Consider the following 15,832-nt stretch of genomic DNA (forward strand, 5'->3'; position numbering starts at 1 on the left):
TTCCGACCAGTCGGGCACCGGCCAGATCGGGCCTCGATGCTCGCGCAGCAAGGGCCGACCAACATGAACATGACGCACTACATGGAATTGCTGGCGAACAACCAGCCGTGGAACCTGCTGCTGTTCATGGCGATCCCGATCGTGCTCGCCGAGACGATCGCGGTCACCGAGCTGTATCTGCTCTACACCCGTAACTATCACGGTCCGGCGCGGGCCTTGAACCGGGTCTGCAGCATCCTGGTCGGGTTCTATTTCGCCGGCGTGTTCGTCTATCTGCTGACCACCGCCGTGGTGCCGATCACCGCGGACAACGCCTGGCGCGGCATCGCCGACATCGTCGCGGTCGGGTTCTACCTGCTCGGCGTCGTGCCGCTGGTCGGGCTGGCGCTGGTCGATCTCAACATCATCGGCAAGAACCGCGACGCCCACGGCAAGATGGGGATCCATGCGAGCTTCGTCGCGATCTTCCTGATCGTCGGCCACATCGCGATGATCTTCGGCATGATGGACCCCGCCGTGCTCGGTGGCGGAATCGCCGGGAACGTTCATCACCACTGACCGGCCAGCCATCGCTCGCGGCAGCGGAAGGGCTGTTCAGTTGCGGGCGATGATTTCGCGCTCGCCGGCGTAGTTGCGCGGCGCGTCGAGCAGCGCCCCGGTGCGCCGGCGCATCAGGAAGCGCGGCCGGCGACGGCTGATCACGCTGTGGCGGCGGCGACGCTGCGCGGGGTCGCGCGGCGTGTCGTCGGGTAGTTGCGGCAGCGCGAAGATCTCGCTCCACAGCGCGCGGGCGCGTTCGATCTCGTCGTTGTCGTCGCTGATACACAGCGGCACCGACAGCGACGGATCGCGATGCACCAGCATCAGCATCCGGCCGTCGTCGAGACCGCGGCAGGCGATGCCGCGGAAGTCGCTGACGCGCACCTTGATCGCCATCCGCATGCCGGCCACGGCGCGGTGCAGGATCACGCGTTCGCGATGCAATTCGATTTGCCGGATGCCGCCGTCGGCACGCACGTCGTGCGCGTCGAAGCGGATCGGCAGTGAGAGGGGGTCGAGCCGCAGAGCGCGGCTCGACCCGACGGGATTGCTCCCGCCTGTTGCTGTTTGACGCCTCACGGCTTTGTTCTCCCCGCCGGATTTATCTGTCCGGTCGATGGGTGAAGCTTGCCAGAGCGGCGTCCGGAATCGCTTAAAAAGGCTGGTTAATCGAAGCTTGCGCGGCTTGCTTCGATCCGCATGATTGACAGAAGCTTGGCCGGCATGATTGACGGAAGCTTGCGGCAAAGCCGACAATGATTTGTTCCCGCGCCGCGCAAAGTGCTTGCAGTCCGCGCCGAGCAGGCACATCTGTGAAATCTCGGGATGCGTTTCCGGGCTCGCCGTCATTGCTTTCAGCCTCAGGATTTTTGTTTGTGAACTCTTCACCAAGCATTCGATCGCCGTCGTCGCCTTCCAAGGATCAGGACCTGTTCGATCAGTCGGCGTTGAGCGAACTGGCGCAGCGGCTGGTCGAGGCGGCGTTGCGCGCCGGCGCCGATCAGGCCGACGCGGTCGCGGTGCGCGGCGTCTCGCACGGCGTCGAACTACGCGATGGACGGATGCAGGAATCCGAGCGCTCCGAGGGCGACGATGTCGGCCTGCGCGTGCTGGTCGGCCGCCGCCAGGCGGTGGTCTCGACCAACGATATCACCGGCGACGGCGTCTCGAAACTGGCCGAGCGCGCGGTGGCGATGGCCCGGGTCGCGCCCGACGACAAATATGTCGGCCTCGCCGATCCCGCGCTGCTCGCCCGCGATTTTCCCGATCTCGACATGCTCGATCCGCAGACGCCCTCGACCGCCGAGCTGGAGCGTCGCGCGCGCGAAGCCGAAGCCGCGGCGCTGGTGGTGAAGGGTGTCACCAAATCGGGCGGCGCCTCGGCATCGGCGGGCATCGGCGGCATGGTGCTGGTGACCTCGACCGGCTTCCACGGCGCCTTCTTGCGCTCCAGCCAGAGCGTCTCGATGACCGCGATCGCCGGCGACGGCACCGGCATGGAGCGCGACTACGAATACACCACGGCGCCGCACGCCGCGGATCTGATGTCGCCGGAGACCGTCGGCCGCGTCGCCGGCGAGCGCACCGCGGCGCGCGTCGGCCCGCGCAAGGTCGAGACCTGCAAGGTGCCGGTGATCTTCGATCCGCGCGTCGCCGGCTCGCTGGTCGGGCATCTGGTCGGCGCGGTCAATGGCGCCGCGATCGCGCGCAAGACCTCGTTCCTGAAGGATCGGCTCGGCGACAAGCTGTTTCGCGACGGCATCCGCATCGTCGACGATCCGCTGCGCAAGCGCGGGCTGCGCTCGCAGGCGTTCGACGCCGAGGGCGTCGCGGTGAAAGAGCTTGCGATCGTCGATGACGGCGTGCTGACCAGCTGGCTGCTCGACTGCGCCACCGCGCGCGAACTCGGGCTCACCACCACCGGCCACGCGCATCGCGGCGTGTCGTCGTCGCCGTCGCCCGGGCCCTACAATCTGCATCTCGAAGGCGGCACGATGAGCCGGGCCGAGCTGATGAGCGACATCAAGCAGGGTTTCTACGTCACCGACCTGATCGGCTCCGGCGTCAACGGCGTCACCGGCGACTACAGCCGCGGCGCCGCCGGGTTCTGGATCGAGAACGGCGAGTGCACCTACGCGGTCAGCGAGGTCACCATCGCCGGCCATCTGATCGAGATGTACAAGACGCTGACGCCGGCCAATGATCTGACCTTCCGGTATGGCGTCAACGCGCCGACGCTGCGGATCGAGGGGCTGACGATTGCCGGACGCTAGTCCCGATACGCGACACAGCGGGGCCGGGTCGCGCGACGCGATGCTGCTGGCCGAGACGGTCCGGGACGCCGGTGGCTTGGCGCTGTCGATGTTCCGCACCGAGCTGCGCGAGTGGACCAAGGGCGCTTCGTCGCCGGTGTCCGAGGCCGATATCGCCGTCAACGATCTGATCCGGGATCGACTGCAAACCGCCGTTCCCGATTACGGCTGGCTGTCGGAGGAGAGCGCCGACGATCCCGCACGGCTGGACAGGCGGCGGGTGTGGATCATCGACCCGATCGACGGCACCCGCGCCTATCTGGCCGGACGCGAGGACTGGTGCGTCTCCGCCGCATTGGTCGAGGATGCCCAGCCGATTCTCGCGGCGGTTTTCGCGCCGGTCAGCAACGAATTCTTCTTCGCGGCCCGCGGCGGCGGCGCAACCCTGAACGGCGTGCCGATTCGCGCGAGCCGCGGCGTGGAACTGGATTGCGTCAAAGTCGCGGGACCCAAGCCGCTGATCGAGCGGCTGTCGCTGCCGGCAGGCGCTCACATTCTTCCGCGGATCGGCTCGCTGGCATTGCGATTATGTGGCGTCGCCGATCGCCGGATCGACATTGCGTTCGCAGGTGGGCAAAGCCGCGACTGGGACCTTGCAGCGGCCGATTTGATCGTGCACGAAGCGGATGGTACACTAACAACCCTCGCGGGCGAGCCCATCGTCTACAACCGTCCCGAGGTCACGCACGGCGTGCTGTTGGCCGCGGGGCGCGATCGTCATGCTCGCATCGTCGAGCATTTTCGCAATCGTCCTGTGAATTGAGCCTGCGTCCGCCCGTTTGCCGCTGAGGAACCTTGATGCCCGACACTGCGCAGCAATTGCTTCATCTCGTCATCGGCGGCGAGCTCGAAGATCTCGAGAACGTCACCTTCCGCGACCTCGACAAGGTGGACATCGTCGGGGTGTATCCGAGCTACGCGTCGGCCTTCGCGGCGTGGAAGGCCAAGGCGCACCAGACCGTCGACAACGCCCATATGCGCTACTTCATCGTTCATCTCCATCGCCTGCTGGATCCCGGCCAGGACGCAAAGCTGGTAAGTTGACCAGGCTTGCAGTGCGATGACGAGCGCGTCACCTCCGCGGTGGCAGACGGGGCCTTTGCTGGCCGAACCGTTGCCGATGACGCTGCGCGTCTATCAGCAGCTCACCGCTGGTATCTCCCCGCTCGCCCCGCTGCTGATCCAGCGGCGGCTCAAGCAGGGCAAGGAAGAGCCGGCGCGGGTCGACGAGCGCCGCGGTGTCGCCGCGCATGTGCGGCCACACGGACCGCTGGTGTGGATCCACGGCGCCAGCGTCGGCGAGGTGCTGGCCGCGGCCGGACTGATCGAGCGGCTGCGCGCGCTCAACCTGCGCATCCTGCTGACGTCCGGCACCGTGACCTCGGCAGCCGTGGTGGCGAAACGGTTTCCGCCCGACATCATCCATCAGTTCATCCCCTATGACGCGCCGCGCTTCGTCGCGCGCTTCCTCGATCACTGGCAGCCGTCATTGGCGCTGTTCGTCGAATCCGACCTGTGGCCGAATCTGATCCTCGCCTCCGCGGCGCGGCGGTTGCCGATGGTGCTGATCAACGGCCGGATGTCGCAGCGCTCGTTCCCGCGCTGGCGGCGCGCCGCAGCGACGATCGGCACGCTGCTCGGCAAGTTCGACATCTGCCTCGCGCAATCGCGGATGGACGCCGAGCGGTTCGCGGCGCTGGGCAGCCGCAACGTCATCACCACCGGCAATCTCAAGATGGACGTCGACCCCCCGCCGGGCGATCCGGCGCGGCTGGAACGGCTGATGGCGGTGACGCGCGGCCGGCAGGTGATCGTCGCCGCCTCGACCCATCCGGGCGAAGAGGAGATCCTGCTCGACGTCCACCGCAGGCTTGCCGGGGCGTTCCCGGCGCTGCTCACCGTGATCGTGCCGCGGCATCCGCATCGCGGCGAGCAGATCGCTGGCCTGATTGAGGCCTCCGGCCTGCACGCGGCGTTGCGCTCGCGCGAGCAACTGCCGACCGCGGCGACGGCGATCTACGTCGCCGACACCATGGGCGAGCTCGGCCTATTCTACCGGCTGGCGCCGATCGTGTTCATGGGCGGCTCGCTGATCGAGCACGGCGGCCAGAATCCGATCGAGGCGGTCAAGCTCGGCGCCTCGATCGTGCACGGACCGCACGTCTCCAATTTCACCGACGTCTATCGCGCGCTCGACGACGAGGGCGGTGCCTTCACGGCGGCCGACGCCGACGCGCTGGTGCGGCGGTTCGGCCAGTTGCTGTCCGACAGCAATGCGCGCCAGACCTCGATCGATGCCGCCACCCGCGTGGTCGATCGGCTCGGCGGCGCGCTGGACCGCACCGTCGCGGCGCTGGAACCCTATCTGCTGCAATTGCGCATCGAGCAGGGCGCCGCCGGTGCGTGAGCCGGGCTTCTGGCACAGGCCGCCTTCTTGGCTGTCGCGTCTGCTGCTGCCGCTCGGCGCCGTGTATGGCGAAATCACCTCCTGGCGAATGCGCAAGACCGGCGTCGAGGCCGGCGCGCCGGTGATCTGCGTCGGCAATTATCATCTCGGCGGCGCCGGCAAGACGCCGACGACGCTGGCGCTGGTCCGGCTGCTTCGTGACCTCGATGAACAGCCGATCGTGCTCAGCCGCGGCTATGGCGGCCGGCTGAAAGGGCCAATCCTGGTCGATCCGCAACGTCACGACGCGGCGGATGTCGGTGACGAGCCGCTGATGATGGCGCGCCGCGTGCCGGTGGTGGTGGCGCGCGACCGCGTCGACGGCGCCGCGCTGGCGCGATCGCAGGGCGCGAGCCTCCTCGTGATGGACGACGGTTTCCAGAATCCGGCGCTGGTCAAACACCTCTCGCTGATCGTGATCGACAGCCGGCGCGGCGTCGGCAATGGCTGCGTGTTCCCGGCCGGCCCGTTGCGCGCGCCGCTGCCGCTGCAGATCGAACGCACCGACGCGCTGATCATCATCGGCGACGGCACCGCGGCCGATGAAGTCGCCGCTGCGATCGCCACGCGAGGCGGCGTCGTTCTGCGGGCGCGGCTGCGGCCCGACGCGGCGTCGGTGGAGCGGCTGAAAGGCCAGCGCGTGCTGGCCTTCGCCGGCATCGGCGACCCGGCGCGGTACTTCGCGACGCTGCGCGCCAGCGGCATCGACGTCGCGGATCAGCGCGCGTTCGCCGATCATCATCCGTTCACGGTGGCCGAGCTCGAGAGTCTCGCCGAAACCGCGCGCCGCGAAGGCCTGACGCTGGTGACGACCGAGAAGGATCTGGCGCGCATCGGGGCCGCCGCGGCAACGCTCGGCAGCGCCATCGTTCCGTTCGCGGTGACATTGGCGGTCGAGGACGAACCCAGCTTGCGGTTGTTTCTGCTGGAGCAGATCAATCGCGCGCGCACCAAGCCGCGCGCCGGATAGCGCGCGTATCAGCCCAGCGGCTTTGCCGCCGCTGGAAAATGCCGCTGCAGCACCGCGATCGGCGTGGCGTAGGCTTCCTTGAGATCGACGCTCCAATATTTCAGCTCGTCGAGCGGAATCTGCACCCCGGTGACCGCGCAGCGCACATAGGTGCCCGGAGAGATCACACGGAAATCTCCATCCAGATACTGCACCTGCGCCTCGCCCGAGCCCGAGGGGCCAAATTTGTTCAGCACGGCTGATCTCCTGAAATACCCGTATGCGATGGCTGTTGCCCCGGCCGCATGCGGTCGATATCTCCCACAGATAGAACGGATGAGCCACGTTGCAAACCACCGACTTGTGATGAAATCGCCGTTCCGGCGCATGATATCCTGAATAGTGGGAGGCGCTGGCCGGCCGACCGGGATCATCGCCTGGACCTTAGCAATGCGCCTGCCTTTGTTTCTGTCGATTGCCATTCTGCTCGCCGCGGGACGGGCGGCCACCGCGGCGCCCGCGCCCGAAATGGTCGATCTATCGGGGGCGGGGAGCAGGCTCAGCGCGCTCCTGTTCAGACCGCGCGGCGATGGTCCGTTTCCGGTCGTGATCGGCCTGCACGGCTGCGGCGGGCTGGTCGGCGCGGCCGGGACGATCAGGCCCCGCTATGCCGATTGGGTGGACAGGTTGCTGGCATCGGGCCACGCCGTGCTGCTGCCGGACAGTTTCGGCTCGCGCGATCTCGGACCGCAGTGCCACGCCCGGAACCGCCGCGCATTGGCGCGGCGCGAACGCCTGGCCGACATCGGCGCCGCGCGGCACTGGCTGGCGGAGCAACCGTTCGTCGCGCGCCATCGCATTGGCCTGATCGGCTGGGACAGTGGCGCGAGCGCGCTGCTGTGGGCGGTGCGCCCGCAAACCGCGCTCGCCAAAGGCGATCCCGAGTTCCGCTCGGCGATTGCGTTCTATCCGGATTGCCGGGTTTCGGCGCGGCTCGGATGGAGCGCGCGGGTACCGACGCTGGTGTTGATCGGCGGCGACGACGACATCAGTTCGGCCTCGGCCTGCCGCGCGATGATCGACGGCGCGCGCGGCCGCAGCGCGCTGGCCCGGATCGTGGTCTATCCGGGCGCGGTGCACGATTTCGACGCCGCCGGCGTGGCGCTGCATCTCACCAGAGGCGACGACCCTGAGGAGCCGGCGCAAGGCCATCTCGGCTTCGATGCGGGCGCACGCAATGACGCCGAGCGGCGGGTGATGCACTGGCTGGGACGGTAGAGCGCAGGCCGGCCGGAGTTCTAAAACAGCGAGCCCTGATCGATCGGCTTCGACACCCGCTTCGGCGCCGGCTTCGCTGCTGGCGTGGCGGGCTTGGCAATGTCCGGTCGCGTCGCGCCGCCGCCATCGGCGGTGACGCCGACGCGGCCGTCGGCGAATTCGACGCTGAGCCGCGCCCCCGCACTGACCGCCGCCGCCGCATGGAGCGCATGGCCGTCGGCGTCGCGCACCAGCGCGAAGCCGCGTGCCAGCACGCCGCGATACGACAGGGCGGTGAGCAGCTTGCCGGATTGAACAAGGCGCGCCTGCTGGCGATCGCGCAGCGTCGCCCACGCCCGCCGGGCGCGCTCGGCGAGCCGCAGCATCCGCTCGCGCTCGCGCGCGATCCGCATCCGCTGCGCCTGCTCGTTGGCGAGCTTCGAGGCCTGCAGCCGGATCGCCAGACTCTCGAAGCGGTCGCGACGATGGCGCAGCGTGGCGCGGGTGCAATGCTTCAGCCGCTCGCCGGTGCTGCCGAGCCGCTGCGCGCTGTGGCTGACCTGGGCGCGCAGCACATTCAGCGTGATGCCCGACGCGGCCTTGGCGTAGCGGCGGTGATGGGCGTGGGTGTTGGCGCGCAGCGCGCGGGGCAGGGACGACGCCGCGCCGTCGAGCCGCTGCCGCGGGATCGCGAGCAGTTCGCCCGCAGCGGGCAGCGCGCGGGCGGCAGCGCGTAGTTCGTTGCGGCGTGAATCCTGGCCACGCGACCAGCACAGCATCATCCGCCGCGCGTAGCTCTGCACCTCGACGAACAATTCGGCGCGGACCGGCACCGCCATTTCGGCAGCGGCGGTCGGCGTCGGCGCGCGCTTGTCTGCGGCGAAATCGATCAGCGTCACGTCGGTTTCGTGGCCGACCGCAGAGATCAGCGGGATCATGCTTTCGGCCGCGGCGCGGACAACGATCTCCTCGTTGAACGACCACAGATCCTCCAGCGAACCGCCGCCGCGCGCGACGATCAGCAGGTCGGGGCGCGGGATCGGGCCGCCTTCGGGCAGCGCGTTGAAGCCGTGGATCGCGGCGGCGACCTGTTCGGCCGAGCCTTCGCCCTGCACCTTCACCGGCCACACCAGCACGCGGCGCGGGAAGCGGTCTTCGAGCCGATGCAGGATGTCGCGGATCACCGCGCCGGTGGGGGAGGTGACGACGCCGATCACCTCGGGCAGATACGGCAACAATTGCTTGCGCGCTTCGTCGAACAGCCCTTCGGCGCCGAGCTTGCGCTTGCGCTCTTCCATCAGCGCCATCAGCGCGCCGACGCCGGCGGGCTCCAGCGCCTCGATCACGATCTGATATTTCGACGAACCGGGATAGGTGGTGAGCTTGCCGGTGGCGATGACCTCGAGGCCTTCCTGCGGCTTGAACCGCATCCGCCCCGCGACGCCCTTCCAGATCACCGCCTCGATCTTGGCGCTCTCGTCCTTCAGGGCGAAATAGCAGTGCCCGGATGAATGCGCGCCGCGGAATCCGGAAATCTCGCCGCGCACCCGGACGTGCCCATAGCTGTCCTCCACCGTCCGCTTCAGCGCCTGCGACAGCTCGGAGACGGTGAATTCACCGACATTGGCGAGGGTTTCGGGGGCGAGCAGTCGGGCCATGCGATTCGGTATCCTGGTTCGCCGGCAAATTAGGGATTTGCGTCCCGCTCGCCAATCAACCCTTGCTGAGCGAAATACTCTGTATTACAGAGTTCTCTGTGAATTCATCAGCAGGAGGCTGGCATGGCATTGATGCGAAGAGCGGCGCGCTTGGTGGGCTGGGCCGTGAGTGTCGCCGGGGTCGTCGTCCTGGTCTTCGCGGCCCTGATCGCGGTGCCGGTGAGCAAACCGCCGGCGCTGGCCTCTATCGCCGAGACGGCCAGCGCGGTCGATCGCAGCACCATGCCGGCGCTGGCGCGGTTCCACGGGCGCGACGGCACCGAGCTGGCCTACCGGCGCTACCCGGCGCAGCAGGGCGGCGTCCGGCAGGTCGCTATCCTGGTCCACGGCTCGTCGGGCTCCAGCATCGCGGTCCATGCACTGGCGCAGGCGCTCGCCGCCCGCGGCGTGGAGACGTTCGCGCCGGATATCCGCGGCCATGGCGGCTCGGGCACCCGCGGCGATATCGGCTATCGTGGCCAGCTCGGCGATGACTTTGCCGATATGGTCGCGATGGTGAAAGCCGCGCGCCCGGCAGCGCCGTTGGTGCTGATCGGCCATTCCGCCGGTGGCGGCTTCGCGCTGCGGATGGCGGGATCGGCGACCGGCAAGGAGTTCAGCCGCACCATTCTGCTGGCGCCGTTCCTCGGCTATCGCGAGCCGACCAACCGCGACAAGGGGGGCGGCTGGGCGTCGCCGGACATCCCGCGCATCATCGGCCTGTCGGCCTTGCAGGCGCTCGGCGTGGCCTGCTGCGACCATCTGCCGGTGATCGGCTTCGCGGTGCAGCCGCACTCCGAAAAATACGTCGTCGCGACCTATTCGTTCCGGCTGCTGATGGACTTCGCGGCCAGCCGCGACTTCCGCACCGACCTTGCTGCCGCGACCAGCCCGGTCACCGTGTTCAGCGGCGAGACCGACGAACTGATGGCGTCGGACAAGTATCAGGCGACGATGGGCGACCGCGTCCGGGTCAAGATCCTGCCCGGCATCAACCACATGGGCATCGTCGGCAATCCGGCCGCCGTGTCGACGATTGCGGACGATGTCGCCGGCGTGGGCGCCGGCACATGACCGGTATCGACGCCAGGCAGGCCGCGCAGGCGCTGTCGGAGATCGACGGCGTGGTGCGCCGGGTCCGCCAATCGCGGATCTACGACATCGCCAGCCTGATGCTGATGCAATGGGGCGCGCTGGTGGTTGCCGGCTATCTCGGCTCCTATGTCTGGCCGCGTGCGGCCGGCTGGTTGTGGGTCGCGGTCAATGTCGTCGGCATTGCCGGCTCGTTTTCGATCGGCGCCTTCGTCCGGCGGCGAACCGGCGCCGGCGGCTTCGATCTGCGGGTGCTGCTGGCGCTGTTGCTGTTCTTCGCCTTCGGCTATTTCACTTGCGTGCTCGGCCATTTCGGCCCGCGTGAACTGGGCGCGTTCTGGGCGCTGTATTTCATGCTGGTCTACACCATCGCCGGCTTGTGGGTCGGCCGCGCCTTCGTGGCGATCGGGCTCGGCATCGCGGCGTTGACGCTGCTCGGCTACTTCTTTGTCGGCGTGTGGTTCGAGCCGTGGATGGCGGTGGTCAATGGCGGCGGTTTGATCCTGGGCGGCCTCTGGATGCGTCGGGACTGACGATGGCCGCGTTCGACGACATCATCCACCAGCCGCTGCGGCTGAAGATCATGGCGGCGCTGAATGCGCTGCCGGATGCGCAGGGCATGGAATTCGCCCGGTTGAAGAAGCTCACCGGCGCCACCGACGGCAATCTCGGGGCGCATATCGAAACCCTGTCCAAGGCGGGCTATGTCGCGGTCGACAAGACCTTCGTCGGCAAGAAGCCCCAGACCACCGTGACCGCGTCCGCCGCGGGGCGCGCTGCCTTCGCCCGTCATGTGGCCACGCTGCGGGAAATTATCGCCGGGGCCGTGCCGGGCGGCGGCTGACGACATATCCACATCCGCGGCGACGCCCGCGTTGCCCGGAGCCCCGGCCGTGTTACACCTCGCGCACCATCCTCGGGGTACGGTCAGGCTTGCGATGAATATTCTGTTGCTCGGCTCCGGCGGGCGCGAACACGCGCTGGCCTGGAAGATCGCCGCCTCCCCGCTGGTGACCAAGCTGTTTTGCGCGCCGGGCAATGCCGGGATCGCGCGCGAGGCGACCTGCGTTGCGCTCGACGTCACCGACCATGCCGCGGTGATCGATTTCTGCAAGGCGAATGCCATCGAACTGGTGGTGGTCGGGCCGGAGGCGCCGCTCGCCGCCGGCATCGTCGACGATCTCGCCGGCGCCGGCATCAAGGCGTTCGGCCCGACGCAGAAGGCCGCGCAGCTCGAAGGCTCCAAGGGCTTCACCAAGGATCTGTGCAAGGCGCACGACATTCCCACCGCCGCCTATGAGCGCTTCAGCGATCCCGCCGACGCCAAGGCCTATATCCGCGTGCAGGGCGCACCGATCGTGGTCAAGGCCGATGGGCTCGCGGCCGGCAAGGGCGTCGTGGTGGCGATGACGCTGGCCGAGGCCGAAGACGCGGTCGACATGATGTTCGGCGGCGCGCTCGGCGACGCCGGCATCGAGGTCGTGGTCGAGGATTTCATGATCGGCGAGGAGGCCTCGTTCTTCGTGCTGTGCGACGGCGAGCACGCGCTGCCGCTCGCCACCGCGCAGGACCACAAGCGCGCCTTCGACGGCGACAAGGGGCCGAACACCGGCGGCATGGGGGCGTATTCGCCGGCGCCGGTGATGACGGACGCGATCTGCAAGCAGGCGATGGAGCGTATCATCGGCCCGACGCTGAAGGCGATGAAGGCGATGGGCGCGCCGTTCAAGGGCGTGCTGTTCGCCGGGCTGATGATCACCGAGGACGGTCCGCAACTGATCGAATACAATGTCCGCTTCGGCGATCCGGAATGCCAGGTGCTGATGATGCGGATGATGTCCGACATCGTGCCGGCGCTGCTCGCCTGCGTCGATGGCCAACTCGCCCACCTCACGCTGCGCTGGTTCGACGAGCCGGCGCTGACCGTGGTGATGGCGGCGAAGGGCTATCCGGGCGGTTACGAAAAAGGCACGCGGATCGCCGGCCTCGACCGCGCCGAGCAGATCCCCGGCGTGCAGATCTTCCACGCCGGCACGGTCGCGTCGGGCGACTGGGTGCTCGCCAATGGCGGCCGCGTGCTGGCCGTCACCGCCTCGGCCAAGACGGTGGCCGAGGCGCAGCGCCGCGCCTACGAGGCGATCGGCGTCATCAACTGGCCCGAAGGCTTCTGCCGCCGCGACATCGGCTGGCAGGCGGTGGCGCGGGAACGCCGAAAGAAGTAGTTCAGTTGTTCGACATTCGCCCAGGCGCTGGACTGCTCCCTCTCCCGCTTGCGGGAGAGGGTTGGGGTGAGGGCGAGCCGAGCACCGAGCCCGCGTAGTTCGGAGACTCAGCTTCCCCCACCCGGATCGCTGGCGCGATCCGACCTCCCCCGCAAGCGGGAGAGGTTGCGCCGTGCCAGCCGGCCCTGGCATGCGAAAAGTATTTGGGATGCACGAGTAAGAATTGGAGGAGCTCCCGATGCCCGATCTCGCCGACTTGTTTCCGGGCTTCGGCTCGGAATGGATCAACACCTCGTCCGGCCGCATCTTCGCGCGCACCGGCGGTGACGGGCCGCCGCTGCTGCTGCTGCACGGCTTTTCCGAAACCCATGTGATGTGGCACCGCGTCGCGCCGCTTCTCGCCGAGCGCTTCAAGCTGATCATCGCCGATCTGCCCGGCTATGGCTGGTCCGACATGCCGGAGAGCGATGCCGAGCACACGCCCTACACCAAGCGGGCGATGGCCGCGCAACTGATCGAGGCGATGGAGCAACTCGGCCATGTGCACTTCGCGCTCGCCGGCCACGACCGCGGCGGCCGCGTCAGCTATCGGCTGGCGCTCGATCATCCCGGCCGGCTGTCGAAGCTGGCGGTGCTCGATATCCTGCCGACCTACGAGTACTGGATGCGGATGGACCGCGCCTATGCGCTGAAGATCTATCACTGGAGCTTCCTCGCGCAGCCCGCACCGCTGCCGGAAACGCTGATCGGCGCCAGTTCGGATTTCTATCTGAAGAACAAGCTCGCGAGCTGGGCCAAGAAGAAGGATCTGTCCTGCTTCGATCCGCGCGCGATGGAGCACTATCTCGCGCCGTTCCGCGATCCGATGCGGCTGCACGCGATGTGCGAGGATTATCGCGCCGGTGCCAACGCCGACTTCGCGCACGACAAGGCCGACCATGATGCCGGCAAGAAAATCCCGGTGCCGATGCTGGCGCTGTGGGGCGATGCCGGCATCGCCCAGTCCGCGGCGACGCCGCTCGACACCTGGCGGAACTGGGCGAAGGACGTGCAAGGCGGCCCAGTCGATTCCGGCCATTTCCTCACCGAGGAGGCGCCGGAGCAGACGGCGCAGGCGCTGCTCGATTTCTTCACGGCAGGCTAGGCGCATCGAGCGGCGTCTCGCGACGGGCTTTGCACGCGCCCGCCCAACGCCTAATGTCCGCCCGGCGTTGTCGCCGATAAAAACCACCGGGAGGAATATTCGTGATCTATGTCGTCGCCACTTTGACCGTGAAGCCTGAAATGCGTGCCGAACTGATTGCCGGAGCGAAAGACTGCATCGCCGAGACCCGCAAGGAACCGGGCAACATCGCCTACGACATGCACGAGAGCGTCAGCGATCCGACCAAGATGGTGTTCGTCGAGCAGTGGGAGAACGCCGAGGCGCTGGGACCGCACGGCAAGGCCGAGCATTTCAAGGCGTTCGGCCGGATCGCCGCGAAGTGCCTGTCGGCGCCACCGAAGATCGAGATCATCACGCCCGAGAAGGTCGACGTGAAGTAACAACAACAAGAAAAGGGAAACGCCATGATCTACGTCGTCGCCACCACGCAGGTGAAACCGGAATCCCGCGAGGCCTTCATCGAAGGCGCCAAGGCCTGCATTGCCGAGACCCGCAAGGAGAAGGGCTGCATCGCCTATGACAGCCACACCAGCATCAACGATCCGAACATTTTCGTCGTGGTCGAGCGCTGGGAGAGCCGCGACGACCTCAACGCCCACGCCCGCGCCCCGCATATGAAAGCGTGGCGCGAACTGTCCAATCCGCTGAAGGCCGCGCCGACGGTGATCGAGATCATCAGCGACGGCAAGGTCGAGACATTCTAGGCGCGTCGTCCCGCGCCGAAAGCCGAAGAGTATCGTCATGATCCGAGCGAGCAAGGTCCACGGGCAATATCACTGGAAGGAGCCGGCGGCCGACACCGTGGTGCTCGATTTCGACGACCGGCATCGCCGCCGCATGGCGATGACCGGCACCCGCGGATTGTCGTTCCTGCTCGATCTCGAACACGCCACGGCGTTGCGCGGCGGCGACGCGCTGGTGCTCGACGACGGCCGGCTGATCGAAGTGGTCGCGGCGCCGGAGCCGTTGCTGGAAATCCGCGGCCGCGATCCGCAACACCTGGTGCGGCTCGCCTGGCACCTCGGCAACCGCCATCTGCCGACCCAGATCATGGCCAAGGCGCTGCGCATCCGCCGCGATCACGTCATCGCCGACATGGTCAGGGGGCTCGGCGGCAAGGCGGTCGAGATCGAGGCGCCGTTCGATCCCGAAGGCGGCGCCTATGCGCCGGCGCACGAGGGCGCCGCGCATCATGATCATGGCGGCCATGAGCATCGGCACCATGACCATGGTCATCATGACCACGCCGATCATGAGCACGATCACAAGCACGATCACGGCAAACACGATCATGCCGGGCATGATCACGCCCACGATCACCACGTCCATGACGAGCATTGCGGCCACGATCACGGGCACGGCCATTCCCACAAGCATGACCACAAGTAACATGCCGGAGGCGACCGCCGGGCCGCTGTCGGCGGAGCAGGGCGCGTCGCTGTATCGGCTGATGACCTGGCTGTCGCCGGCGTTTCCGGTCGGTGCGTTTTCCTATTCCAGCGGCCTCGAATGGGCGGTCGAGGCCGGCGACGTCGCCGACGCGGCGTCCTTGCGCGACTGGCTCGGCGCGATGCTCGAACACGGCGCCGGCTTTTGCGACGGTGTCTTCCTCGCGCAGGCCTATCGTGCGGTCGAGGCCGGCGACGACGCGGCGCTGCGCGACGTCGCCGAACTTGCGGCCGCGATGGTGCCCTCGGCCGAGCGCCATCTCGAAACCACGGCGCAGGGCAAGGCTTTCATCGAGATCGTGCGTCACGCCTGGGCCAGCGACGGCCTCGCCCGCGCGGTGGGCGCCTGCAACGGCGCGCTGGCCTATCCGGTCGCGGTCGGCCTCGTCAGCGCGACGCATCGCGTGCCGTTGGCCGCGACGCTGCACGCGTTTCTGCATGCGGTGGTCTCGAACTGGATTTCCGCCGGCGCGCGGCTGGTGCCGCTCGGCCAGACCGACAGCCAGCGCCTGCTGGCCGCGCTCGAACCCGCCGTGATCGCCACCGGCGACCGCGCGTTGCGCGCCTCGCTCGACGATCTCGGTGGCGCCACCTTCCGCGCCGACCTCGCCAGTCTGCGCCACGAGACGCAGTACACGCGGCTGTTCAGGTCGTAGCGGCTTCGATGTGCCTTACGCCCGTCATTCCGGGGCGCTTGCGAAGCA

General features: G+C 67.9%; 19 protein-coding genes. 16 read left to right on the forward strand and 3 right to left on the reverse strand.

The features are described 5' to 3' along the window. Positions 1–36 precede the first annotated feature (36 nt). Positions 37–558, forward strand: coding sequence for a DUF6803 family protein (locus RPB_RS09315; protein ID WP_011440746.1), 522 nt, complete (start codon positions 37–39; stop codon positions 556–558). Between the two features lie 36 nt (positions 559–594). On the opposite strand, the gene RPB_RS09320 is transcribed toward RPB_RS09315, so the two are convergent. Then, positions 595–1,119 (reverse strand): DUF6101 family protein, encoded by a 525-nt coding sequence (locus RPB_RS09320; RefSeq protein ID WP_011440747.1) that lies wholly within the window; start codon positions 1,117–1,119, stop codon positions 595–597. 296 nt (positions 1,120–1,415) lie between these two features. Between RPB_RS09320 and RPB_RS09325 the strand changes: the two genes are divergently transcribed. Genes RPB_RS09325 through lpxK form a run of 5 tightly spaced genes read left to right on the forward strand, consistent with a single transcriptional unit; the run spans position 1,416 to position 6,268 of the window. Beyond that, positions 1,416–2,813: a TldD/PmbA family protein gene (locus tag RPB_RS09325; protein WP_011440748.1), complete on the forward strand. Its 1,398-nt coding sequence runs from the start codon at positions 1,416–1,418 to the stop codon at positions 2,811–2,813. 40 nt (positions 2,814–2,853) lie between these two features. Beyond that, positions 2,854–3,615, forward strand: coding sequence for a 3'(2'),5'-bisphosphate nucleotidase CysQ (locus RPB_RS09330; protein ID WP_011440749.1), 762 nt, complete (start codon positions 2,854–2,856; stop codon positions 3,613–3,615). A gap of 35 nt (positions 3,616–3,650) precedes the next feature. Next, on the forward strand, positions 3,651–3,896 hold the full coding sequence (locus tag RPB_RS09335; RefSeq protein ID WP_011440750.1) for a DUF4170 domain-containing protein: 246 nt from the start codon (positions 3,651–3,653) through the stop codon (positions 3,894–3,896). Positions 3,897–3,912: 16 nt separating this feature from the next. After that, entirely contained in the window at positions 3,913–5,259 is a 1,347-nt protein-coding gene (locus RPB_RS09340; protein WP_011440751.1) for a 3-deoxy-D-manno-octulosonic acid transferase, read from the forward strand. Further along, positions 5,252–6,268 carry a tetraacyldisaccharide 4'-kinase gene (gene lpxK, locus RPB_RS09345; RefSeq protein ID WP_011440752.1) on the forward strand — a complete coding sequence of 339 codons (1,017 nt, stop codon included), beginning with the start codon at positions 5,252–5,254 and terminating at the stop codon, positions 6,266–6,268. The genes RPB_RS09340 and lpxK overlap by 8 nt, the downstream gene beginning before the upstream one ends. Before the next feature lie 8 nt (positions 6,269–6,276). Here lpxK and RPB_RS09350 read toward each other — a convergent pair whose 3' ends face one another. After that, complete coding sequence (locus tag RPB_RS09350) at positions 6,277–6,504, reverse strand: DUF2093 domain-containing protein (RefSeq protein WP_011440753.1); 228 nt, start codon at positions 6,502–6,504, stop codon at positions 6,277–6,279. A gap of 193 nt (positions 6,505–6,697) precedes the next feature. Between RPB_RS09350 and RPB_RS09355 the strand changes: the two genes are divergently transcribed. Continuing rightward, positions 6,698–7,525 carry a dienelactone hydrolase family protein gene (locus RPB_RS09355; protein ID WP_011440754.1) on the forward strand — a complete coding sequence of 276 codons (828 nt, stop codon included), beginning with the start codon at positions 6,698–6,700 and terminating at the stop codon, positions 7,523–7,525. A 20-nt stretch (positions 7,526–7,545) separates the two neighbouring features. Here RPB_RS09355 and xseA read toward each other — a convergent pair whose 3' ends face one another. After that, the gene (xseA, locus tag RPB_RS09360) at positions 7,546–9,162 is read right to left on the reverse strand and encodes an exodeoxyribonuclease VII large subunit (protein WP_011440755.1); all 1,617 of its coding nucleotides are present in this window, start codon (positions 9,160–9,162) and stop codon (positions 7,546–7,548) included. Between the two features lie 123 nt (positions 9,163–9,285). On the opposite strand from xseA, the gene RPB_RS09365 reads away from it, so the two are divergent. The 9 genes from RPB_RS09365 (at position 9,286) to RPB_RS09405 (ending at position 15,784) form a co-directional block, all read left to right on the forward strand. After that, positions 9,286–10,275 (forward strand): alpha/beta hydrolase, encoded by a 990-nt coding sequence (locus RPB_RS09365; RefSeq protein WP_011440756.1) that lies wholly within the window; start codon positions 9,286–9,288, stop codon positions 10,273–10,275. Continuing rightward, entirely contained in the window at positions 10,272–10,826 is a 555-nt protein-coding gene (locus tag RPB_RS09370; RefSeq protein ID WP_011440757.1) for a hypothetical protein, read from the forward strand. Before RPB_RS09365 ends, RPB_RS09370 begins: the two co-directional genes overlap by 4 nt. Before the next feature lie 2 nt (positions 10,827–10,828). Beyond that, positions 10,829–11,137 carry a transcriptional regulator gene (locus RPB_RS09375; protein ID WP_011440758.1) on the forward strand — a complete coding sequence of 103 codons (309 nt, stop codon included), beginning with the start codon at positions 10,829–10,831 and terminating at the stop codon, positions 11,135–11,137. Between the two features lie 94 nt (positions 11,138–11,231). Next, entirely contained in the window at positions 11,232–12,515 is a 1,284-nt protein-coding gene (gene purD, locus RPB_RS09380; RefSeq protein ID WP_041798136.1) for a phosphoribosylamine--glycine ligase, read from the forward strand. A gap of 238 nt (positions 12,516–12,753) precedes the next feature. Further along, positions 12,754–13,659: an alpha/beta fold hydrolase gene (locus RPB_RS09385; RefSeq protein WP_011440760.1), complete on the forward strand. Its 906-nt coding sequence runs from the start codon at positions 12,754–12,756 to the stop codon at positions 13,657–13,659. A 101-nt stretch (positions 13,660–13,760) separates the two neighbouring features. Next, positions 13,761–14,060 (forward strand): putative quinol monooxygenase, encoded by a 300-nt coding sequence (locus RPB_RS09390; RefSeq protein ID WP_011440761.1) that lies wholly within the window; start codon positions 13,761–13,763, stop codon positions 14,058–14,060. Between the two features lie 24 nt (positions 14,061–14,084). After that, positions 14,085–14,384, forward strand: coding sequence for a putative quinol monooxygenase (locus RPB_RS09395; RefSeq protein WP_011440762.1), 300 nt, complete (start codon positions 14,085–14,087; stop codon positions 14,382–14,384). 37 nt (positions 14,385–14,421) lie between these two features. After that, complete coding sequence (locus RPB_RS09400) at positions 14,422–15,069, forward strand: urease accessory protein UreE (protein ID WP_011440763.1); 648 nt, start codon at positions 14,422–14,424, stop codon at positions 15,067–15,069. Position 15,070: 1 nt separating this feature from the next. Further along, positions 15,071–15,784, forward strand: coding sequence for an urease accessory protein UreF (locus RPB_RS09405; protein ID WP_011440764.1), 714 nt, complete (start codon positions 15,071–15,073; stop codon positions 15,782–15,784). Positions 15,785–15,832 lie beyond the last annotated feature (48 nt).

The sequence above is a fragment of the Rhodopseudomonas palustris HaA2 genome, from assembly GCF_000013365.1.
Classification (GTDB): Bacteria; Pseudomonadota; Alphaproteobacteria; order Rhizobiales; family Xanthobacteraceae; genus Rhodopseudomonas; species Rhodopseudomonas palustris_J.